Genomic DNA, 21,271 nt, shown 5'->3' with positions numbered 1-21,271 from the left:
CTGACGAGAACCAATTCATGACCACCAAGGGACATATCTACGTCATCGACGACGATGCGGCGATGCGGGATTCGCTGAACTTCCTGCTGGATTCGGCCGGCTTCGGCGTCACACTGTTCGACAATGCGCAGAGCTTCATCGACGCCCTGCCCGGCCTCGCCTTCGGCTGCGTCGTCTCCGACGTGCGCATGCCGGGACTCGACGGGATCGAGCTGCTCAAGCGGATGAAGGCGCAGCAGAGCCCGTTTCCGATCCTGATCATGACCGGTCATGGCGACGTGCCGCTCGCGGTCGAGGCGATGAAGCTGGGCGCGGTCGACTTCCTGGAAAAGCCGTTCGAGGACGACCGCCTCACCACCATGATCGAATCGGCGATCCGCCAGGCCGAGCCCGCCGCCAAGAGCGACGCCGTCACCCAGGACATCGCCGCCCGCGTCGCCTCCTTGAGCCCCCGGGAGCGCCAGGTCATGGAGGGGCTGATCGCGGGCCTGTCCAACAAGCTGATCGCCCGCGAATACGACATCAGCCCGCGCACCATCGAAGTCTACCGCGCCAACGTCATGACCAAGATGCAAGCCAACAGCCTGTCGGAGCTGGTCCGCCTCGCAATGCGCGCCGGCATGCTCAACGATTGAGGCACGTCGGATAGGGGCAAACGGGATTGAGCCAAGTCAAGGCCCCTTCCCGGCGCCGTGCTAGCCAAGCAGCATGATCGAGGTCGGTTCACATCACGAGCGGCCGTCGTCCTCAGCGCTCCCCACCGTCTACGTGGTCGATGATGATGCCGCCGTCCTGGGCTCTCTGCGGTTCCTGCTGGAAACCGACGGCTTTGCCGTGCGGACCTTCAGGAGCGGCACCGCGCTGCTCAACGCCGGCGGCGCGCGCGGGGCGGACTGCTACGTGATCGACTACAAGATGCCCGACATCAACGGCATCGAGCTTGCGGGCCGCCTGCGCGAGGCCGACCGCGGCGCCCCCGTGATCCTGATCACCGGCTATCCGGACGAGAACATCTCGACCCGTGCGGCTGCGGCGGGCGTCAAGGACGTGGTTTTGAAGCCGCTTCTCGACGAAACCCTGATCAAGCGCATTCGCCGCGCCATTCAGGACCGCCCCCGCGCGTGACCTACGGGATTCTACGTAGGTAGACCCCCTTAAGATATCGCTCGAAATTTTCGAAGCCCCCGATACCGCGTACCAAAGCGTCATCACAACGGAGATGGCGCAGATGCTCACCCAGACCCTCAACACCCAGGCGATCAACACCCAGATTGTTGGCAAGATCGCCCCCGGCCATCCCGTCACCGACCAGTTCGGCGCCATCACCGGCCATGTCGGCCTCGTCGCCACCGAGTTCTCCTACCGCAAGGACGAGGAGATCTATGGCGAGGACGAGCCGGCCGAATATGTCTACCAGGTCGTGTCCGGCGCAGTAAGCAGCTACAAGCTCCTGTCCGACGGCCGCCGCCAGATCGGCGCCTTCCATCTTCCCGGCGACGTGTTCGGCCTCGAATCCGGTCCCGCTCACCGCCTTGCTGCCGAAGCCATCATCGACACCACCGTGCGTCTCGTGAAGCGCGCCAGCCTCGAGAAGGCCGCAGGCACCGACGTCCAGGTCGCCCGCAAGCTCTGGGCCATGACCGCCTCCGAGCTGCGCCATGCCGAGGACCACATGCTGCTGCTGGGCCGCAAGACCGCGATGGAGCGCGTTGCGACCTTCCTGCTCGAAATGGACCGCCGCCTCGCCGTTGCCGGCATGATGGCGCTGCCGATGTGCCGCCGCGACATCGGCGACTATCTCGGCCTCACCCTCGAAACCGTGTCGCGCGCGCTGTCGCAGCTCCACGCCCAGGGAATTCTGGGCTTCTCCGGCGCCCGCCAGATCGTGCTGCGCAACCGCCAGCGCCTGCAACATCTCGACGCTTGAGCTTCGCCTGATCTTCCTCCTCCTACCCACTTGGCCGGCCGAACGCGTTTCGGCCGGCCTTTTTCTTTGGGCCTCGAGTCATGCCGTGCGCCGCGTCTCCGGCATCACGAAGAGAATCAGCAAGAGCCCGGTCGCGGCCACACCCGACAGCCCGATGAAGGCGGTCGCATTGCCGAACTTGTCGCTGACATAGCCTCCGAGCACCGTGCTCAGCGACGCGCCGATGCCGGTTGCGGTGCCGACGATGCCCTGCGCCAGGTTGAAATGGCCGCTGCCAAAGGCGACGTCGGCCACGATCAGCGGAATCATCACCGCGAACACCGCCGCGGTGATGCCGTCAAACACCTGCACGGCGACCAGCAGATACGGATCGCGCACGGTCGCAAACAACAGGCCGCGAATCGCCAGCGCACCGAACCCGATCAGCAGCAGCGGCCGCCTGCCCCACGCTTGCGCCTTGCGGCCGACCGTCGGTGACAGCAGCGCCACGATCGCTTGCGGAACGACGATGCAAAAGGCGACGAGCACTGTCGCCCATTGGGCGGACCGCGCCGTCACTGCACTCGCCATCAGTGGCATCATCGCGGCATTCGCGAGTTGCAGCAGCAGCACGCTGAGCGCGAAGACGATGAGCGGACGCTGCCGGATCAGGTGCCAGATGTTGGTGTCGCCGCGATCCGCCGATTCGCGCGGCATCTCGCCATGACAGCGGGCGATGTCGACCTCATTCTCACGGATGCGCGAGAGCGCGATCAGGGTGGGGATCGCGAGCAGGAAGGTGACCAGGAAGACCGAGCGGCTCGACAACAGATAGCCCGCGGTACCCATCACCGCCGCGGCAACGCCATTACCGAGGGAGGCAAAGCGCGCGTTGCGGCCGAGCCGCTCGCCGATCGCGAACGGGCCGACCAGACCAAGGCTGATCGCCGCAATCGCCGGCCCCAGCACGCAGCTCGCCGCCGCGTGCAAGGTGGCCGCGGCCACCACCACGGGAAAGATCGGCATCGCCGCATAGGCCAGCGCGCAAGCGCCGATGGTCGCGATCGCGAGGGCGGCGACCAGTCGCTCCGATTTCGCGGCATCGATGATCGCCCCGCCCGGCATCTGCCCGATCAACGCGACGATACCACCGATCGACAGCACGAGGCCGATCTCGACCTGGGTCCATTTCTGGGTCGTCAGATAGACCGCGATGAAGGGACCGAATCCGGTCTGCACGTCGGCGAGGAAGAAGATGAACCAGTCGAGGCCGCGCAGGCTCTGGCGCGACGGCGCAGGAATGCCCGCGGCCGATGGCGCGGCGACGTTGTCCTGCTCGGCGCGGCCGTCACGATCTGCATGGTTCGGCTTCCTCGACAACAGCACAGGCGGTCAGCCCTCCCGGCACCTCACTGGATCGCTTGCAGCGGTTGAAGGCTGCCGGATGCGCCGAGCACGACGATCGGCGTGTCTTCCTTGTATTCGGGCGCGGCCGCGACCTGCGCCTTGGTCAGTTCCAGCGTGATGCTGTCTTTCTTGTTGGCAATCTTGCCGAAGCGCAATGCGTTCCAATCCACCACGATCTTGCGGCTGCCGACGCCGAGAAATCCGCCGAAATCGATGGCTGCGGCGCGGACATGGCCGCCGCGGTCGACGATGACGTCGACGATGCGGCCCATGTCTTCATCCGCGGCGCTACGCACGTCGCGGCCGAGCACGCCATGGGCCTCGCTCGCACCGATGATGGTCACCGACGGCGGCGGCGCGGCGTCCTTCGGCGTGACAGGGACGGCCGAGGTCGGCGACGGTGCCGTCGGCGCTTTCGCCTCGCTCTGCCCTGCAGGCGGCTCCTCTGCAGCGCGCGACGTGGCCGCCGCCAGGCCCGCGACGATGGCTATGCCAAGGAACAACGCTCCGATCGCACGCATGACACTCTCCCCGCGCGCCGCTAGCGCGCCAGCACGATCGACACCTGGATCTGGCCGCGCGTGCGCAAGACTTCCAGCGCCACGTCGTCGCCGTGGCGGCTGACGCGAAGATCGACGCTGGAATCGCCGAGCCTGAGATCGCGCAGGATCACCTCGTTGAGGAACGCCGGCAGATGCGGGTTGCGCAGGCGAATCTCGCTGCGCGCCACGTCGAACTCGATGCCGAGCGCCGCCTCCAGCAGCGTGAACGGCGTCGCGCTGGCCCAGGCCTGCGGCGCGCAGGCGACCGGATAGAGCGTCGGGCCGCGCCGCTTCTCGCGCCGGAAGCCGCAGAACAATTCGGGCAACCGGCGCAGGTCCATATAAGTGGCGGCGTCGAACAGCCCCTTGAAGACATGCGCGACCGAATGCTTCAGGCCGTAGCGCGCGAGCCCGAGCGCGATCAGCGCGTTGTCGTGCGGCCAAATCGACCCGTCATGATATGACATCGGGTTATAGCGCACTTCGCCCTGCGCGACGGTGCGGATACCCCAGCCCGAGAAGAAATGCGGCCGCATCAGATCGGCGGCGACGAGGCGGGCACGGTCCTCGCGGATCATGCCGCTGAACAGCACCTGGCCGGCGTTCGAAGTCCGCACCTTGCAGGGCCGCTTCCTGCCGTCGAGGGCGAGCGCGTAGGTGCCGAGCTCCTCGCACCAGAATGCCTTCTCGAAGCGCTCGGCCAGCGTCCTGGCTTCGGCCTCGAGCTTGCGCACGCGGTCCGGCTTGCCGAGCCGCAGCGCGCAACGCGCGGCGAGCAGCTTGGCGGCGTACACGTAGCCCTGGACTTCGGCGAGCGCGATGTTGCCTTCCGCAAGCTGGCCGTCGGCATGGAAGATCGCGTCGTAGGAATCCTTCCAACCCTGGTTGGCGAGTCCCTTCTCTGTGGCGCGCTGGTATTCGACGAAGCCGTCCTGGTCGGGATCGCCGGGACCGTCGATCCAGGCCAGCCCCGCCTCGATCGCCGGCCATAATTCGATCAAGGTCTTCTCGTCGCCGGTCCGTTCGAAATAGCTCCCGGCGAGCAGGACGAACAGCGCGGTCGAATCGACGCTGCCGTAATATTGCGCGAACGGCACCTCGCGCAGCGCCGCCATCTCGCCGCCGCGCATCTCATGCAGGATCTTGCCCGGCGCGGCATCGGCGAGCGGATCTGTCGCCTTGGCCTGGAAATGCGCGAGCCGGCGCAAGACGCCCTTGGCGATGCGCGGATCGACCCACAGCATCTGGAGCGCGGTGATCAGGCCGTCGCGGCCGAACGTCGTCGAGTACCAGGGAATGCCGGCATAGGGATAACGCCCCTGCGGCGTCTCCGTCATCAGCATGTTGAGGTCGGCCATGGCCTGGCACAGCACCTCGTTGAAGATGTTATTAGAGGTCTCGATGCTGGCGGCGCCCATCGTGGACCGGCGCATCTCGCGGCGATGGGCGAGCAAGCCCCTGAAGAAGCGTGCGGGCTTCTCGGCGACCGGACGGTTGCAGGATACGGCTACGAACAGCGATTTCGATTCATGAGGGTCAAGCTCGAGCTGCCAGGTCGCGGCATTCACCGACAGCCGCGTCGGACGCGGGTCGAAATGCAGGCCCGTAGTGCGCTCGGTGTCGTCGAGGCCGCGATATTCGAACAGCACGTCGGTCGGCCCGAGCAATTTGCTCGTGCCGGTCCCGCGGCGCGGACGGCGCTCGCCGCGGACCTCGAACAGATCGGCAAAGTCGTTGTCGAACAGCAGCGTCAGCTCGAAACTGGCGCGGCCGTCGCCGTGGTTCTGCACGCCGATGCGCTGATAGGCCGTGCCGCGCCACAGGAAAATCGTGCGCACGATGTGCAGCAGGTCCTTCTGGAAGACGAGGCGGCCCTGCCGGTAGATGTCGGGATTGGTGAGATCGACGGTGAGCGCCGAATTGTCGTCGCGCAGGTTGGAGCCGAGCAGCAGCGGCTGGAGGTCGTCGAGCACGAGCTCCAGCCGCGCCAGATAGCGGGTGTCGTAGTGAAACAGGCCGTCCGGCCCGCCGGCCGACGCGCCGATGTCGCCATGGCTGTCGAGCACGATAAAGGTGTCGTCATGTTTCAGGGACCGCCGCGGCCGCGCGGCGGGCCCCGTCATCGGAATGTAGAACGTCTGCTCCGCGACGGCCTCCACCGTCTGCGATACGGAGATGATCTTGGTTACGGCTTCGGCTGCCATGAGCTGCTCCCCTGCGCCTTGTTTCGAAACGCAACCAACGCGAACGCGACTGTTGGGTTTACGCGGCGAACTTCGCGAGCCGGCTCATCTCCTGCGTCACCAGCTCACGGTAGGGACCGTGACCCTGCATCAGTCGGTCGGGCGCGCCGTCCTCGATGATCTTGCCGGCCCTCAACACCACCACGCGATCGAAATTGCGCAGCGTCGCCAGCCGATGCGCGATCGCGATCACCGTGCGGCCGCGCATCAGGCGGGACAGCGCCTCGCGGATGGCCTCCTCCGATTCGCTGTCGAGCGCGGCGGTCGCCTCGTCCAACAGCAGGATCGGCGCATCCTTCAAAAACGCGCGCGCGATGGCGATGCGCTGGCGCTGACCGCCGGACATCTTGACGCCGCGGTCGCCGACCATGGTGTCGAGGCCATCAGGCAGGCTCTCGACGAAATCGCAGCGCGCCGCGATCGCCGCGCGCAGTACCTCGTCATCGGTCGCGTTCGGCCTACCATAGCGGATGTTCTCGCGGATGGAACGGTGGAACAGGGAAATATCCTGGGGCACCACGGAGATCGCCTCGCGCAGGCTGAGCTGCGTGACCTTCGAAATGTCCTGTCCGTCGATCGTGATGCTGCCTTCATCGGTGTCGTAGAAGCGCTGCAGCAGCGTGAACAACGTAGACTTGCCGCCGCCGGATTGACCAACCAGGCCGACGCGCTGGCCGGGCTGGAGCCGCAGGCTGAAGCGCTCGAAGATCTTCTCGCCGCCGGGATAGCCGAAGGTAACGTTATTGTACGCGATCGCCGCGCCGCTCTTCACCAGCGGCTCGGCGTCGGGGTGATCGCGCAGATCGTGCGGCACCAGCAGCGTGGCGATCGCCTCGGTCAGTCGCGCAACGTGCTGGGTGACGTCGACCAGCGCCACCGCAAGGTCGCGCGTCGCGCTCAGGATGGAGATACCGAGCGTACAGACCAGCACCACGTCGCCGGTCGTCGCCTCGCCCTGCTGCCAGAGCGTGACTGCCCAGGCCATCAGCGCGATCGTCAGAAGCACGGTCACGGCGGCATGCAACAGCCGCAGCTTTTCCAGATAACGCAGGCTGCGGCTCCGCGCGGTCAGTTCCCGGTTCACCGTCGCGTCGAACCGCTCGTGCTCGTGGCCGATACCGCAGAAGGCACGGACCAGCGGCATGTTGCTGATGACGTCGATCATCTCGCCGTCGACCACGGCGGCCTTGTCGGCGAAGTCGTCGTGCAACGGCTTGCCTGCGGCGGCGAGACGGAACATCGCAACCACCATGCCGCCGGCAATCACGATCAGGCCAAGCGCCATGTAAGGACTGACGGTTCCAATCAGGGCGATTGCCGCAATTGTGGCAATGCAAGGCGGCAACACGTTCCAGACGAACATGTTCTCGACCGTGAACACCGCGTTCGACGTCGCGGTGATGCGGCTCGTCAGCATGCCGGGCATCCGGTCCGAGAAGTAGCTGGGCGCGTGTCCGGTCAGATGACGAAATATGTCACGCCGTAAATCGCCCGTGACACGAACGAAGGTGAAACTCGCCGTCCAGCTCGCGATCCGCCACAGGAAGTTGTCGGCGGCGATCAGCGACATGAGTAAAATGAATGCCAGCCATACGCCGCCGCCTTGCGAAGGACCCGCTGACAAGGCGTCGACGAGCGATTTGACCCCGTATTGGGTGCCTACGGAGCAGGCAACCGCTGCAACGACCGCGGCCAGGATCACCAGATGCGATGCGATTCGCATCCGAAGATAGCGCAAGACAAAGGCAAATGGCCTGCGCGCGTATCCAGAAAGATGATCCATATGGCTATCGCCCCGTTATGCTGATTTTCGTTTTGTTACTGATCGACTGAACATCGACCTCGTCGCCTCGGTTCCCGGGCCGGGCGATCACGACATGCGGATGCGGACGATCTGAGAAGATGTCGTGGCAGCATCGAGACGACCCGCGGACGTGTCGAAGATGTAACGTTCGGAGGAAGGAACTTCGCAAGTGCGGGAACGTTCCCTTGTCTGGCATGCCGGTGCCGTACTGGCGGGGGGTTTCAACCTTTATGATCGCAAGGAGATAGTGAGATGCGCATCGCGCAGGTAGCTCCGTTGACGGAGGCTGTTCCACCCAAGCTGTATGGCGGCACCGAGCGGGTGGTGCATTGGTTGACGGAAGAGTTGGTAGCCCTTGGGCACGACGTGACTTTGTTCGCCAGCGGCGATTCACAGACCTCGGCCAAGCTGGATGCACTGTGGCCGAGGGCGCTCCGTCTCGACGGTTCCGTGCGCGATCCAAACGCCCTGCACATGGTGCTGCTGGAGCGCGTGCGGCAAAAATGTGACGACGAGGAGTTCGACTTCCTCCACTTCCATCTCGACTATTATCCGTGGTCGTTGTTCCACCGCCAGCCGACGCCGTTCCTGACCACGCTACACGGCCGGCTCGACCTGCCGGAGCATCAGCCGGTGTTCAACACCTTCTCCAAGATGCCCGTCATTTCGATCTCCAATGCGCAGCGACGGCCGGTGCCGCAGGCGAACTGGGTGACGACGATTCATCACGGTCTTCCGGAGAATTTGCTGACGCCGAAGCCGGCGAAACAGGAATATCTCGCCGTGCTCGGCCGCATCGCGCCCGAGAAGGGCGTCGACCGCGCCATCAAGATCGCGACCCATTGCGGCATTCCGCTGAAGATCGCGGCCAAGGTCGATCGTGCCGACCAGGATTACTACGACGAGCTGATCCGGCCGATGATCGAGAACAATCCGCTGGTGGAGTTCATCGGCGAGATCAGCGATCACGAGAAGTCGGACTTTTTGAGCGGCGCGCTCGGCCTTCTGCTGCCGATCGACTGGCCGGAGCCGTTCGGCCTCGTGATGATCGAAGCCATGGCCTGCGGAACGCCGGTGGTCGCCTTCAACCGCGGCTCGGTGCCGGAGATCATCGACGAGGGGCTGACCGGCTTCGTCGTCGAGGACATCCTCAGCGCAGCCGGCGTCGTCAATCGCCTTCCGCAACTCGACCGCACCGCGATTCGCAAACAGTTCGAGACGCGCTTCACGGCGCGGCGAATGGCGCTGGATTACCTCGCCGCCTACCGTAGCCTCGCTGAGGAACAGTCGCCGCGGATCAAGCTGGTGAGCAGCGCGGAGTAAGCTAGCCAACCAACGGCGTCGCAGACCAATCAACAGTGTCGTCCCCGCGTTCGCGGGGACGACAGCGGAGTGTGACGTCCTCAGCGCGTCAACACGGCCTTCCCTACCTCACCACCGCCCGCTTCGGCTCCACGATCTCGAACATGCGCGGGAATTCGTCCATCAGGTCCATCAGCTCGGCGAGTTTCATCGGGTTGCCCGACAGCTTGACCCTCCCTGCAGCGACGGCTTCCGGAAAGCTCGTCAGCTTGGCGATCACCTCGTCGAGCGTTGCGCGCGTCAGCGTGAAGCTGGCATCGGCGCCCTCCACTTGGACGCCCTCGGTGTAGGTCAGCGCGCAGTTCTCCAGATTGAGCACGAAGGTCTCGCCGGTATCGGAAAAACTCCAGTTCAGCACGATGTGCTTTCCCTCGGCCTTGGGGCCGTTAAGGCGGATGCCGAGCACGTCCCAGAGCTGCGAGGTGCGCAGCGCCGCCAGCGTCTCGCGCGGCATCGGCGGGCGCGCCGGCACCTTCGGCATGCCCTGGCGCAATTCCTGCGCACCGAACAGATAGGCGTTGCGCCAGGTCGCGCTCTCGGCGACGTAGCCGAGCTGCTCCAGCGTGTCGGCGAGCAACGCGCGCGCCGCCGCATTGTCAGGCTCGGCGAAGACGAGATGGCCGAGCACTTGAGCGACGAAGCGAAACTCCCCCTTGTCGAAATCCGCACGCGCCCGCGCCAGGATCGCATCCGCCCCGCCCATATACTCGACGTATTTCCTGCCTGACTCCACCGGCGGCAGCGGATCGAGATTGACCGGGTTGGCATCGTACCAGCCGAGATATTTCTGGTAGATCGCCTTCACATTGTGCCGGATGTGGCCGTAATAGCCGCGGCCGTGCCAAGCGCCTTCCAGGCTCTTCGGCAGCTGGATCGTCTCGGCGATCTCGGCCGCGGTGAGGCCGTGATTCATCAGGCGGATGGTCTGGTCGTGCGCGAATTTGTAGAGGTCACGCTGCTGCCGGATCATCGTGCCGATGCGCTCAGCTCCCCACACCGGCCAATGATGCTGGCCGCACATCGCCTCCGCCTTGCCGTCCCAGAGCTGCAAGGCCTCGCCCAGATATTTTGACCAGGCGAGCGCGTCGCGCACGTCGGCACCGCGGAACGGCAGCAGATTGTGGAAATTGTGCGTGCAGTTCTCGGCGAGGTTCAACAGCTTGTAGCGTGGGATGAAGAAATGCATCTCCGCCGGTGCTTCGCTGTTCGGCGCCATCTGGAATTCGAATTCGACGCCGTCGATGACGCGCCTGTCGCCGGTCGCCATGATCAAATCGGTCGGGCGCAGCAGCGCGACGGAGCCTGCCGCCATCGACTTGCCGAGCCCGCAATCGACCTGCCCCCGCGTCCCCTTGGCGAGCAGCGGCCCGAACTGGTACTGCGCCCGGCGCAGCATCGCCGGCCCGGCAATGATGTTCTCGGAGACGGCGTGCTCCATGAACAGGTTCGGCGCGATGATCGGCACGCGGCTAGTAGCGAGTGCGTCTTCCTCCAGCACGCCGCGCGCGCCGCCCCAGTGATCGGTGTGGGTGTGGGTGAAGATGACGGCGGCGACCGGCTTCAGGCCGCGATGCCTAAAATAGAGATCGAGCGCGGCGCGGGCACCTTCGATCGAGGTCAGCGTGTCGACGATGATGACGCCGCTGTCGCCCTCGATCAGCGTCATGTTGGCGATGTCGAGCCCGCGCACCTGGTAGACACCGGGCACGACCTCGAACAGGCCGTGCTGCATGTTGAGACGCGACTGCCGCCACAGGCTCGGATTGACCGTGGGTGGCGCCTCTTCGGTGGACAGGAAGCCGTAAGGCGCGAGACTCCAGACCGTCCGCCCTTGCGGGTTCGTGATCGTCGCATTCTCGATCGTGCCGAGGAAGCCGCGCGCGGCGTCGTCGAAATCCCGCGTGTCGGAAAACGGCAGCGCGTTCAGCATCGCCGCTTGCTGGGCGATGACGGACGGCGTCGCGTCCTTTGGCTCGCTGCTGGGTTCTGTCATGCTTGCTCCTCCCCGCCGGTTGCGCGGCATCTAACCGCATCTGGCGGGTGATTGCCATCGCCGGCGGCAACACGGATGCTGTCCCCTTCTCCCCCTGTGGTAGAAGGTGGCGCGAAGCGCCGGATGAGGGGTATTTCTCCGCTCGCGAGAGCGTCCGCGAGGATAGATACCCCTCACCCGTCTCGCCGCTGCGCGACAGCCACCCTCTCCCCCAAGGGGAGAGGGATTCAGAACTCGTCGCTACATCCCCAACAATCGCGGCAGCCACAACGACAGGCCCGGCCAGTACGTCACCACCACCAGGAATCCCAGCATCGTCAGCAGCCATGGCCACACCGCGACCGTGAGCTCTGTGATCCCCATCTTTGCGATGCCTGACGCCACGTAGAGATTGAGGCCGACAGGCGGATGGCAGAGGCCAACCTCCATGTTGACTGTCATCAGGATGCCGAAATGGATCGGGTCGATGCCGAGCTTGATCGCGACCGGGAACAGGATCGGAGCCATGATCAGGATGATCGAGGACGGCTCCATCACGTTGCCCGCCAGCAGCAGCAGCAAGTTGACGAGGAGCAGGAAGCCGATCCACCCCAGGCCCTGGTCGATCATCCATTGCGCCAGCGCTTGCGGCACGTTCTCGTAGGTCATCAGGAACGAGAACAGGACGGCGTTGGTGATGATGTAGAGCAGCATCGCCGAGAGATTCGCCGACGACAGCAGCACCCGCGGCACGTCGCTCAGCTTCAGGTCCTTGTAGATGAACACCGCGACGATGAAGGCGTAGACCGCACTGACGGCGGCAGCTTCGGTCGGCGTGAACAGGCCGCTGTAGATGCCGCCGATCACGATCACGATCAGCAGGATGCCCCAGATCGACTTGCGAAACGCATCGAAGCGCTCGCGCAGCGTTGCCTTCGGCATCCGGGGATAGTCGTTGCGCCAGGCTCGGTAAAATGTGGTGACGCCGAGCAGCGTGGCCAGGACCAATCCCGGCACGATGCCGGCAATGAACAGCTTGCCGACCGAGCTGTTGGTGGAGACGGCGTAGAGAACCATCGGGATCGACGGCGGAATCAGAATTCCGAGCGAGCCCGACGTCGTGATCACGCCCGCGCCGAACCGCTTCGGGAAGCCTTGCGCGACCATCGCCGGCAGGATCACCGAGCCGATCGCCACCACGGTCGCCGGCGACGAGCCGGAAATGGCGGCAAATAGCGCGCAGGCGACCACCCCCGACAGCGCGAGACCGCCGTACCAATGGCCGACCAGCGAGGTCGCGAAGGTGATCATCCGCCGCGCCACCCCGCCGTGGGTCAGGAAGTTGCCGGCGAGGATGAAGAACGGGATCGCCATGATCTCGAAATTCTCGATGCCGGTGAACAGCTTCAGCGCCACCGATTCCGTTCGCACGTCGGTCAGTGTGAACATGAAGCTGAGCACGGTGAGACCGAGCGCGATCGAGATCGGCATGCCCGTCAGCATCAAGGAGAGCAGAAGCGCGAACACGATGAGGACGCGCAGGCCCTGCGGCAGCGTGATGACGTGACCCGCATGCGCGAAGCACAGCGCGACGATCAGGACCGGCAGCAGCATCAGGATCCAGCCGAGCGGGCTGCGCTCGTCCCGGACGACCTGACTATGCGTGACCGGCGCCGGATGCACCGGATCCGCCTCGACACCCTCGACGCCCGCCATGTCGTGATGCGGCAGCTCGCCGGTGCGGTGGAACGACCAGGCGACCTGCAGGAAGCGGAAGCACATCAGGCCGGAGCCGAGCGGGATGGTGAGATACACCATCCACATCGGTGCTTCCAGATCGTTGGACTGCTGGCCGGTCTGCCACATCTGTCCCACGAACGCGGCGCCGAAATAGGCGACGATGGCGGTGAAGAGGGCGCCGCACAACAGACCGAAGGTGATGACGCGCCGGCGCGATCCGCCGGGCAGGATATTAACCAGCACGTCGACGCCGACATGGATGCCGGTCCGCACGCCGTAGGCGGCACCGAACTTCGCCATCCAGATGAACATGTAGATGCAGAGTTCCTGCGCCCAGGACAGATCGAGCGCGGCAAGCCAGACGAATGCCGCGCGCGCCGGGACGGCGAGGAAGGTCAGATTGCGGGCTTCCGCCCATTTGGCGATATCGATCGACAGCCCGGCGCCGTAGCGGTGCAGCACGGCGACGAAGATGAGCGACGTCGCAGCCGCGATCATCGTCGCGATCAGCCACTCCTCGAGATGATCGAGCACACGATTCAGAACACGCAGCAACTTCGTCCCCCCAGCATTGGCTCGTCCATTCAAGAGCGAAACGGCCGGGAGTGCGATCACCCCCGACCGTTGCTATTCTTGTTAGGGCGCGGCCGTCAGTTCATCTTGACGTCGAGTTCCTTGGCGACGAGGTCGAGCACCTCCTGCCCGACCCGGCCCTTTGCCCATTTATAAGTCGGCTGCATCGCATCCTGCCACGCCTTGCGATCGGCATCGGTCAGGTAATGCAGATTGGTCTTACCTGTCTTCTTGATCTCGGCCAGCGCGTCCTCGTTCTCCTGGCGGGCGATCGAGTTGGTGTAGTCAGTCGCCTCCGCCATCGCCTTGTCGAGCTGGGTGCGGATATCGGGCGGGAGGCCCGACCAGAACTTCGAGTTGACGATCACAGCATACTGCAGGTGTGCATGATAGGAGACAGTGATGTCCTTCTGCACCTCGTAGAACTTCTGCGTCAGATAGTTGGATGCGGTGTTCTCGCAGCCGTCGACCACGCCGGTCTGCAGCGCCTGGTAAACTTCGGAGAACGCCATGATCTGCGGGATCGAGCCGACGAGGCGAAAATATTGGTCGGCAACCTTCGATCCGGAGATGCGGAACTTCAGTCCCTGGAAGTCAGTCGGCTTCATCAGCGGGCGATTCGAAGAGACCATGTGGAAACCATTGTCCCAGTAAGCGAGACCGGTGATGCCCTTGGTCTCGAGCTTCTGGAACAGCCACTTGCCGACGGTGCCCTTCATCGCGTTGGAATAGGTCTGCTCGTCCTTGAACAGCCAGGGCAGGTCGAGCGCCTCGAACTCCTTGATGCCGAGCGGCGCGAATTTCGCGGTCGAAGGGGCAAGCATGTGCACGGAGCCGAGCTGCAGCGCCTCGATCTCCTCCTTGTCCTTGTAGAGCGTGGAGTTCGGGTAGACTTCAACCTTGACCTTGCCGTCGGTGTATTTCTCGGCGAGCTCCTTGAACTTCAGTGCGCCCTTCCCCTTCGGGGTGTCGTTGGCGACGACGTGGCTGAACTTGATGACGATCGGAGTTTGGGCCAGCGCAGCGGCAGGGGCCAGAATCAGCGCGGCCGCCGCGACCGCAAGAAGCAGTTTGCGCATGAAGACCTCCCAACAACCTCGACAAACCGGGTGCTTTTTTGTTTTCCGGTTTGAGTAGTGGCAGCAATCCGCAGGCCGAACAACTAGACCTAAGCCCAATTTGCCGCAGCCAAGCTATCTTGACGAGCGCTGTCTACGCAACCCGGCACCTGCTTCTGTCCAGGGGAACGAGCGCTTATGTCGCATTGCGGCAGAGCATCAGCTCTTGCGCTGCGCAACCATGAAAAGGCGGCGGAACGGGAACAGGGTTTGCCCCGCCGCATTCTTCGGATAGGCCTTCGCAACCCGCATCCCATAGGCGGCTTCGAATGCGATCTTCTCCTCGCCTGCGAGCACGTCGAGATAGCGCGTCAGCCAGGTCCCCTTGGTCCATTCCTTCACGGGGTTCTCGCCTTCGAGCACCTGCAGATATTCGGTCTCCCAGATGTCGATGTTGGCCGACATCGGCGCAAGAAGATCGTGATAGAAGGCCGGCCCCTCGACCGGCGGCGGCGTCACGAGATGCTCGAGCTTGGATCGCCACGGACCATCGAGCGCGGTCTCGCCGATCAGCACATGCGACGGCGCCAGAAAGTTGCGCGGCATCTGCACCGCAAGCATGCCGCTAGGCTTCACCTTCTCCATGACCGATGGAAACAGCGCCGCATGATTGGGCAGCCAGTGCAGTGCGGCATTGGAGTAGATCAAGTCGTATTGCCTGGCGGGGCGCCATTGGCCGAGGTCCTCGTGGGACCATTCCACATCGGGTGCAGCCTTGCGGCCGGCGGCAACCATCTCGGCGGAGCCCTCGACGCCGGTCACGCTCGCCTCCGGCCAGCGCTCCTTGATGAGTTTTGTCACGTTGCCGGCGCCGGCGCCGAGATCGGCAATCTCGCGCGGGCCAAAATCCGGAATCCGCATCAAGAGGTCCACGGCGGGCCGGAGCCGATGGCCGGAGAATTTTAAGTATTGCTGCGGATCCCAGGCCATCGCTCAACGCCTTTTCTTTTTCGTGTTTCCTTCAAGGTCGCTCTTGGTTACCACTGCTCGTCCCGCTCAGGCAATTCGCAAGGCCCGCGGGACGGGCAGGAAGCGGACAGCAATAAGCAAAAACCAGCAAGAGAGCGTGTGACCATGGACCTCGGGCTCAGATCGAAAACCGCAGTCGTCACCGGCGCGAGCATCGGCATCGGCCGCGCCATCGCCAAGGGCCTCGCCGCCGAAGGCGTGCGTGTGGTCGGCGTGGCGCGGCGCACCGTTCTGCTCGCCGAGCTGGTGAAGGAGGAAGGCTCCGGGCTGATCACGCCGCTCGAGCAGGACGTGATGGCGAAGGACGCGGCAGAGCGGATCGCGGCCTTTGCGGTGAAGGAGCTCGGCCATGTCGACATCCTCATCAACAATGCCGGCGGCAGCCGGCCGCTGCCGGTCGATGCACCCGACAGCAAATGGGACGAGGCGATCGCGTTGAATTTCACCAGCTACCGCCGCATCGCGCATGCACTGCTGCCGCAGATGATCGAGCGCAAATGGGGCCGCATCGTCAACATCACCGGCAAGTCCGAGCCCGAGGGACTCAACGCGGCGTTCGCCGCCAAGGCCGCCGTGCACGCCTGGGCCAAGGGCCTGTCGCGCGAGATCGGCGAGCACGGCATCACCATCAACTGCATCCCTCCCGGCCGCATCATGAGCGAGCAGATCCGCCGCAACTATCCGCCAGATTACCGGGAGCGTTTTGCCGAGGAGGAAATCCCGGTCGGCTATTGGGGCGAGCCGGAAGATCTGGCCGCACTCGCGGTGTTCCTGGCCTCGCCGGTGGCGCGGTACATCACCGGGACGGTGATCCCGGTGGACGGGGGGCTGCGGCGGTATCAGTTCTAGGGCTGGGCTCCTGTATCCACGACCCGCGAACGCACGCCACGTCCCGTTTGCCCCCAGGGCTATCGCATTTGGGAGTGATTTCGCCTGTGGCCATCCTTCGAGACGCCCGCCGTTGGCGGGCCCTCAGGATGACGATCGAGTGCGCGGCTGCAGTTTCAACGAGCACCGATGCTGCTTAGCCTCATCCTGAGGAGACCGCGAAGCGGTCGTCTCGAAGGACGAGGCGCGCGCTCAGCTCGCGCTAAGCGCCAAATGCATTGACCTGGGTTTGCCGCCAGACCTCACGGTTTGACGTAGCTCCAGCCCTGCTCCTGCAGCTCCATGACGCGGACAACGCCGGATTTCACGACCGTTGCCTGTGGGATCAGGTTGATGTCCTTATTCTCCGCCTTGCGCATGTTTTCCTGCGTGTTGCCGCAGGCTTTGAACGAGATTTCGGGATGGCTCATCGCGAGCACCTCGATGCGCGGCTTTACCGGCGAGGTGTCATCGCGCAGCATGTGAAGGCCGGGACCAAAGGTGACGACCTCGATCGACACTGGTTCACCGAGATCGCGATAATATTGCGCGACGTTGCTCGCATTGTTGAGCGTGAGGTTCATCATCGCAGGTTCGTTGGAATTGACCTGCAGCACCAGCCGGTGCGACTTTTTCGCGCTCTCGGTTCTTGAAGCCTGAGCCATCTTCGTGTTGTTCGGAGGATCCTGCCTGATCGCGTGAGTCTGCCGCGGCTTGCTCACCTGCTTCTGTCCACCCGGATGCTTCGCGTTGCTCGCTTGGCTCTTCTCGCGCGCCTGCGGGAACCACTGGTTGTCCTGCTGCGCCTGCGCGCCTGGTCCGACCAGAAGCCCTATCGTCAAGCCGCCGATGACTGCCATCGCCAATTTTGGATTGATCATCTCGTGTCTCCCATATCCTGACCATCACCTACCCGGCCTGGTGACGGCATGTGGCCATTTGCATGCGGCCGCCATTTTCTTGCGCACGTTTTCGAATCCGCTGAGCAGGAATTGTCCGTCTTGCGCCGGGCCAGTGCGGGTGAAAAGGCTCACGACGATGTGACCGTCGTCGGGTAGCGAGCTCAACAATTTTACGACGTCGCCCCCGAAAGCGACGCCGGAGCCGAATGACGGCGACGCTGCTGCGAGTTGCATTGGCGTATCCGCATTCAGCCGAAAGGAGATCACGTATTCGTTGGCGCTGCGTGACAGCGCCGGTCCGGCGACGATGACTTCCGTGCGGCCTCTGCGGCAGTGGATTGCGAGCTGCATCGCGGCACCGTCCGAGCGGCCGACAGAAGTGGCCGTGGCAGTGACGACCGGCAGATAATCGACTGGCGAAGTCGTCTCGCTGACGATCCAGCCGGCATCCCGGCTACTCCGGCTGGACGGGGGAATCTTGCGCGATAGGCCTTGCAGACATTCCAGCCGGGCTTGTCCCTCCATCGCCGAACAAGCCCTAAGTGTTTCCATGGGATCGCTCGTACTTTGCGCGTAGGCGATACCGCAGGCGACGTTGAAGGCGACAGCGAGCGGCGGAGCGGCAGTCTTCATGGCCTCGCCTGTACGCTGCGCGCTTTGCGATCCAGCCATTCCTGCGCGGCCTGGAAGCGGGTGAGACCCGGGACGGATGCCGCAAGATTGATCGACTGCCATTTCGGATCGAAGCCTGGTGCCTGCAGCCGGTCGATCCGCGAGAACAGGTACTCGACAAGGCGAGCCACGCGTTGGTAGCGATTGGAGCCTGGCGGCCAGTTGAAAGCGACCAGCGCTGTCGGGACCGCGATGGTCGAGACCCGCTCACCCTGCTTGATCAGATTAGGATACTCATTGGCGTCCAAGGTCGCGGGCAGATAATAGTCCTCGAATTTCTTGTCGTAACGGATCGGGAGGAACTTGAATCCAGCCTCCCAGCGGCCCTTTACGAAGGCGTCGACGGGTTTCGACGTGATGAACACCACCGCCGACATTTCGCCTTTACGCATCTGCTCCAGGGCGACCTGATGCGGGATGAATGTCTTTTCGACATCGATCCCGAAGCGGCTGAAGATCAGTGGCCCTGAATAGGCGGCCGCGGTGCCCAGGGTGTTGAAGTTCACCCTCTTGCCGACAAGATCCTGCAGGCTTGTGATCTCAGGCCGCACAAAGATGTGCAGCTCGGATGGGAAGAGATTGAGCAGATAGGTGATGCGACTCCGGATCTGCGGTACCTGAATCTTATACTCCTCGAGCGCGTCGGAGTTGATGATGGCAGTATCGACGCCGCGCAAATAGAGCAGCGCGTTCAGATTGTCGGTGGCCCCCCGGGTGACGATCGGCAGGAGATGCAGGTCTGCTCCGTCGTCGACGACGCGAGCCATTTCTGCGGCGAGGCGGATCGGCGCGCCCTCGAGCAGGCCCCCGGCGAGCCCGACCGTCCAGGCGTTCATCCGGTTCTTTTCGTTCTCTTTCGGAAGCGGCCGTCGGTCGAGCTGTGCATCGGCCTTGGCATTTCCAGCCGTTTGCGCTTCCAGGCAGGCCGTTTGAAGCATCATAGCGACCGGCACCCACCAAGCCAGCAGGAGCAACGAGCGTAACTTTGGCGCCTTGTTCATGTCGTTCCCTTCCGGCTCAGCCGCCGCAAGCTTTCGTCTCTCGGACTGCAAGAATCCCATTCTCAGGGTCGGAGCGCATCCAGCCGTTCCTTGGCTTCGCGAATACCGCCCCTGTGTGCCTTCGCGTAAAATTCGCGCGCCTTGGCCGCTTCGCCGCGAGTTCCATAAGTACCCCAGGCGGAAAGAACCGCCGGATCATAGGTCTCGGCGAGCATGAAACTTGCCTGCGCAATGTCCTTCTCTGCTGCGAGCTCGAGTACAATGCGTGCTGCACCAATATTTCCTTGATCGAGCAGCGCCCTGGCACGCGGGAGCAAACGGGCCTCCGCCTCGTTCTGGACTGCGGCGGTCGGTGGCTCCGCCACTTCCACGCTCCGCGTCGCCGGCAGGACCGGCGCGTCATTTGCTTGCTCGGCAAGGGCGCGCTCATGGGTGGAGCGCCACCCCGATGCAAGATCTCTCTCCCTGGCCTCGGTTTTGCTCAGCTCCTGTTTCAGCGACTGTCGCAGCTCACTGATCTCTCGTTTCGCTGCCTGTCTCTGCTGCAAGACCGCATTTTCGGCATCGCGCAATTGCGCGTTGCGGGTTTCGATCTCCCGGCGCACTTCGGCAAGTTCGCTCTCCAGCGCAGCGGCGTGCGCCTGAGCCGCTTCGAGAGCGCGGCGTTGTTGATCGGCATCGGCAGCTGCTGCCTGCGCTGCTTTGGCTTCCGTGACCAGAATGGCGTTCTTTTCCTGCTCTTGCTGCAGGGACTGCCGCAGTTCCGCAATCTCCAGTCCCTCCGCCGGGCTTTCCTCCGCAGTCGCAGCTTCCGTCACAGGCAAGCGGCGAGGCATTCCGGCGAGTTCGCTCGCGAGCGCGGCGGCGCGCGACTGCGCCTCGTGGCGTTCCTGCTCAGCGCTCGCCGCCGCTGCCTGTGCGGCGTTCACCTGCCTTGCGCGGGCGGTGCTAGTTTCCCGCTCGCGCTGCAGAGACTGCTCTAGTTCTGCGATCTGCCGTTGCGCCGCCTCTCTCTGTTGCGCGGCCACATCCTCCGCCTTCCGCGATTCTGCGTCGCGGGCATCGACCTGCCGGCGGAATTCGGCAACTTCGTTCGCAAGCGCAGCGTTGCGCGCTTGCTCCTGTTGCAGCGACTGCCGCAACTCGTCCGCCGCAATTTTTGCCGCGTGCGCCTGCTGGACCGCCTCCTCAAGTTCCCTGCGCGCCCCGTCCAGTTCACTGGCGCGCGCATGACTGTGCAAAGCATCTCGATCGGGCCATGGCTCAGGCTGCACCATGCCCGCCGGCACCGTGTACGTTAGGTCTCCGTTCGCTTCGCGCTGAAGGAGCGCTTGCGACCTCGCCCCTATTTCCGGCCGTCGGTCGAAGCGGAGGGCATTCTCGCCGCCGATTTGCGCCATTTCCGGCATCGTTCGTGCGCTGAAAGTGTCGAACACACCCAGTAAGGCCGCTCCAACCAGGATCGCGGGAAGCAAAATGACAGCCGCCGCGAGCGGATTGCCCGATGGTTCGCCCTCTGGGTCAATGTCCTCAGCTTCGGGATACCAATGGGTCGGCTCGGCGTTGATTGGAGCACCGTCTTTGGAGACCCATTTGCCTGCTTGAGGCGACCAGCGAGCGACGTCAACGACCCCGGTCGCATCTTCCACCCAGATGTCTTCTCCGTCCCTGGGTGCAGTATCAATCGGTCGGCGCATCGATCACGCCTCTTTAGATAAAGGCTAGAGCGGCGCGATTGCTCCGCCTGTTTCGCGGTTCGGCATGGAAGAAAATCCCGAGATCGAAAGGACTTGGCAGGCATCAGCCCCACAATTAAATAATTAAATAAATTATATATTTTGAACCAAATGCGGAGTCAAATTAAATCAGCCGGATCCGGCCTGAAAGGGGCGTCAAATCAGGCACGTCTGCTTCCTGTTGGCATCGTCTTCATTGCGCGGTCGGGTACGTTGTCGTCCACGGCAAACCAACCCTCGTACATCGTATGGAATATGGGCAGTGCACGGCGAACATGCGAAGCTGACGGCGTTTTCGCGTCTCGGAGCTGAGGAGTGACCGATGCGCCTTGCATTGCCCTATTTGGGAATTGGCGTCTGTTTGTCTCTTGCGACCTGGTTGGCGTTGGGGCTTGCGTTCGAGTGACGGTTTTCCACCCCGAGCGTTGACCTCCACGTCGCTTATTCCGCTTGTTTC

Annotated in this window: 17 protein-coding genes and 1 pseudogene; 5 read left to right on the top strand and 13 right to left on the bottom strand. The window is 63.8% G+C overall.

The window, feature by feature from the left end; all coding sequences use genetic code 11:
- Window positions 1-17 precede the first annotated feature (17 nt).
- The 3 genes from fixJ (at window position 18) to A3AS_RS0138375 (ending at window position 1,927) form a co-directional block, all read left to right on the top strand.
- Window positions 18-635 carry a response regulator FixJ gene (gene fixJ, locus A3AS_RS0138385; RefSeq protein ID WP_018322736.1) on the top strand — a complete coding sequence of 206 codons (618 nt, stop codon included), beginning with the start codon at window positions 18-20 and terminating at the stop codon, window positions 633-635.
- 73 nt (window positions 636-708) lie between these two features.
- The gene (locus tag A3AS_RS0138380; RefSeq protein WP_018322735.1) at window positions 709-1,125 is read left to right on the top strand and encodes a response regulator transcription factor; all 417 of its coding nucleotides are present in this window, start codon (window positions 709-711) and stop codon (window positions 1,123-1,125) included.
- A gap of 103 nt (window positions 1,126-1,228) precedes the next feature.
- Window positions 1,229-1,927, top strand: coding sequence for a helix-turn-helix domain-containing protein (locus A3AS_RS0138375; RefSeq protein ID WP_026202804.1), 699 nt, complete (start codon window positions 1,229-1,231; stop codon window positions 1,925-1,927).
- Between the two features lie 78 nt (window positions 1,928-2,005).
- Here the strand turns inward: A3AS_RS0138375 and A3AS_RS0138370 are convergent, their stop codons facing one another.
- The 4 genes from A3AS_RS0138370 to A3AS_RS0138355 are packed head-to-tail and all read right to left on the bottom strand — an operon-like array spanning window position 2,006 to window position 7,881.
- Window positions 2,006-3,292, bottom strand: coding sequence for an MFS transporter (locus tag A3AS_RS0138370; protein WP_018322733.1), 1,287 nt, complete (start codon window positions 3,290-3,292; stop codon window positions 2,006-2,008).
- A gap of 23 nt (window positions 3,293-3,315) precedes the next feature.
- On the bottom strand, window positions 3,316-3,834 hold the full coding sequence (locus tag A3AS_RS0138365; protein WP_018322732.1) for a PRC-barrel domain-containing protein: 519 nt from the start codon (window positions 3,832-3,834) through the stop codon (window positions 3,316-3,318).
- A 20-nt stretch (window positions 3,835-3,854) separates the two neighbouring features.
- Entirely contained in the window at window positions 3,855-6,059 is a 2,205-nt protein-coding gene (locus A3AS_RS0138360; protein ID WP_018322731.1) for an amylo-alpha-1,6-glucosidase, read from the bottom strand.
- A gap of 58 nt (window positions 6,060-6,117) precedes the next feature.
- Complete coding sequence (locus A3AS_RS0138355; protein ID WP_018322730.1) at window positions 6,118-7,881, bottom strand: ABC transporter ATP-binding protein; 1,764 nt, start codon at window positions 7,879-7,881, stop codon at window positions 6,118-6,120.
- A 273-nt stretch (window positions 7,882-8,154) separates the two neighbouring features.
- On the opposite strand from A3AS_RS0138355, the gene A3AS_RS0138350 reads away from it, so the two are divergent.
- Window positions 8,155-9,225, top strand: coding sequence for a glycosyltransferase family 4 protein (locus A3AS_RS0138350; RefSeq protein WP_018322729.1), 1,071 nt, complete (start codon window positions 8,155-8,157; stop codon window positions 9,223-9,225).
- Between the two features lie 103 nt (window positions 9,226-9,328).
- Here A3AS_RS0138350 and A3AS_RS0138345 read toward each other — a convergent pair whose 3' ends face one another.
- From A3AS_RS0138345 to A3AS_RS0138330, 5 genes and pseudogenes are all read right to left on the bottom strand, one after another.
- The gene (locus tag A3AS_RS0138345) at window positions 9,329-11,257 is read right to left on the bottom strand and encodes an alkyl/aryl-sulfatase (protein WP_018322728.1); all 1,929 of its coding nucleotides are present in this window, start codon (window positions 11,255-11,257) and stop codon (window positions 9,329-9,331) included.
- A 240-nt stretch (window positions 11,258-11,497) separates the two neighbouring features.
- A complete protein-coding gene (locus tag A3AS_RS50260; RefSeq protein ID WP_245283392.1) occupies window positions 11,498-12,778 on the bottom strand; it encodes a TRAP transporter large permease subunit in 1,281 nt (426 codons plus the stop codon).
- Between the two features lie 219 nt (window positions 12,779-12,997).
- A pseudogene (locus A3AS_RS50255) lies at window positions 12,998-13,474 on the bottom strand (TRAP transporter small permease); the annotation flags it as partial.
- A 152-nt stretch (window positions 13,475-13,626) separates the two neighbouring features.
- Window positions 13,627-14,628 (bottom strand): DctP family TRAP transporter solute-binding subunit, encoded by a 1,002-nt coding sequence (locus A3AS_RS0138335; RefSeq protein ID WP_018322726.1) that lies wholly within the window; start codon window positions 14,626-14,628, stop codon window positions 13,627-13,629.
- Between the two features lie 198 nt (window positions 14,629-14,826).
- Window positions 14,827-15,597: a methyltransferase domain-containing protein gene (locus A3AS_RS0138330; protein ID WP_018322725.1), complete on the bottom strand. Its 771-nt coding sequence runs from the start codon at window positions 15,595-15,597 to the stop codon at window positions 14,827-14,829.
- Between the two features lie 144 nt (window positions 15,598-15,741).
- Here A3AS_RS0138330 and A3AS_RS0138325 point away from each other — a divergent pair, with 144 nt between their 5' ends.
- The gene (locus A3AS_RS0138325; RefSeq protein ID WP_018322724.1) at window positions 15,742-16,485 is read left to right on the top strand and encodes an SDR family NAD(P)-dependent oxidoreductase; all 744 of its coding nucleotides are present in this window, start codon (window positions 15,742-15,744) and stop codon (window positions 16,483-16,485) included.
- A gap of 281 nt (window positions 16,486-16,766) precedes the next feature.
- Here the strand turns inward: A3AS_RS0138325 and A3AS_RS0138320 are convergent, their stop codons facing one another.
- The 4 genes from A3AS_RS0138320 to A3AS_RS0138305 form a co-directional block, all read right to left on the bottom strand.
- On the bottom strand, window positions 16,767-17,384 hold the full coding sequence (locus A3AS_RS0138320) for a hypothetical protein (protein ID WP_018322723.1): 618 nt from the start codon (window positions 17,382-17,384) through the stop codon (window positions 16,767-16,769).
- Window positions 17,385-17,408: 24 nt separating this feature from the next.
- Entirely contained in the window at window positions 17,409-18,038 is a 630-nt protein-coding gene (locus A3AS_RS0138315) for a hypothetical protein (RefSeq protein ID WP_026202803.1), read from the bottom strand.
- The gene (locus A3AS_RS0138310) at window positions 18,035-19,078 is read right to left on the bottom strand and encodes a TAXI family TRAP transporter solute-binding subunit (RefSeq protein WP_018322721.1); all 1,044 of its coding nucleotides are present in this window, start codon (window positions 19,076-19,078) and stop codon (window positions 18,035-18,037) included. The genes A3AS_RS0138315 and A3AS_RS0138310 overlap by 4 nt, the downstream gene beginning before the upstream one ends.
- A 62-nt stretch (window positions 19,079-19,140) precedes the next feature.
- Entirely contained in the window at window positions 19,141-20,775 is a 1,635-nt protein-coding gene (locus A3AS_RS0138305; RefSeq protein ID WP_018322720.1) for a hypothetical protein, read from the bottom strand.
- Window positions 20,776-21,271 lie beyond the last annotated feature (496 nt).

Origin of the sequence: Bradyrhizobium sp. WSM2793 (assembly GCF_000379585.1) — a bacterium.
GTDB lineage: Bacteria > Pseudomonadota > Alphaproteobacteria > Rhizobiales > Xanthobacteraceae > Bradyrhizobium.
Note: the sequence above shows the minus strand (reverse complement) of the source record. Positions and strands in the feature narration are given on the sequence as shown.

What these genes read in the sequence shown, in the direction of transcription:
- fixJ (WP_018322736.1), top strand. Translation starts at nt 18, where the DNA reads ATGACCACCAAGGGACATATCTACGTCATCGACGACGATGCGGCGATG.
- A3AS_RS0138380 (WP_018322735.1), top strand. Translation starts at nt 709, where the DNA reads ATGATCGAGGTCGGTTCACATCACGAGCGGCCGTCGTCCTCAGCGCTC.
- A3AS_RS0138375 (WP_026202804.1), top strand. Translation starts at nt 1,229, where the DNA reads ATGCTCACCCAGACCCTCAACACCCAGGCGATCAACACCCAGATTGTT.
- A3AS_RS0138365 (WP_018322732.1), bottom strand. Translation starts at nt 3,834, where the DNA reads ATGCGTGCGATCGGAGCGTTGTTCCTTGGCATAGCCATCGTCGCGGGC.
- A3AS_RS0138360 (WP_018322731.1), bottom strand. Translation starts at nt 6,059, where the DNA reads ATGGCAGCCGAAGCCGTAACCAAGATCATCTCCGTATCGCAGACGGTG.
- A3AS_RS0138355 (WP_018322730.1), bottom strand. Translation starts at nt 7,881, where the DNA reads ATGGATCATCTTTCTGGATACGCGCGCAGGCCATTTGCCTTTGTCTTG.
- A3AS_RS0138350 (WP_018322729.1), top strand. Translation starts at nt 8,155, where the DNA reads ATGCGCATCGCGCAGGTAGCTCCGTTGACGGAGGCTGTTCCACCCAAG.
- A3AS_RS0138345 (WP_018322728.1), bottom strand. Translation starts at nt 11,257, where the DNA reads ATGACAGAACCCAGCAGCGAGCCAAAGGACGCGACGCCGTCCGTCATC.
- A3AS_RS0138335 (WP_018322726.1), bottom strand. Translation starts at nt 14,628, where the DNA reads ATGCGCAAACTGCTTCTTGCGGTCGCGGCGGCCGCGCTGATTCTGGCC.
- A3AS_RS0138330 (WP_018322725.1), bottom strand. Translation starts at nt 15,597, where the DNA reads ATGGCCTGGGATCCGCAGCAATACTTAAAATTCTCCGGCCATCGGCTC.
- A3AS_RS0138325 (WP_018322724.1), top strand. Translation starts at nt 15,742, where the DNA reads ATGGACCTCGGGCTCAGATCGAAAACCGCAGTCGTCACCGGCGCGAGC.
- A3AS_RS0138320 (WP_018322723.1), bottom strand. Translation starts at nt 17,384, where the DNA reads ATGATCAATCCAAAATTGGCGATGGCAGTCATCGGCGGCTTGACGATA.
- A3AS_RS0138315 (WP_026202803.1), bottom strand. Translation starts at nt 18,038, where the DNA reads ATGAAGACTGCCGCTCCGCCGCTCGCTGTCGCCTTCAACGTCGCCTGC.
- A3AS_RS0138310 (WP_018322721.1), bottom strand. Translation starts at nt 19,078, where the DNA reads ATGAACAAGGCGCCAAAGTTACGCTCGTTGCTCCTGCTGGCTTGGTGG.
- A3AS_RS0138305 (WP_018322720.1), bottom strand. Translation starts at nt 20,775, where the DNA reads ATGCGCCGACCGATTGATACTGCACCCAGGGACGGAGAAGACATCTGG.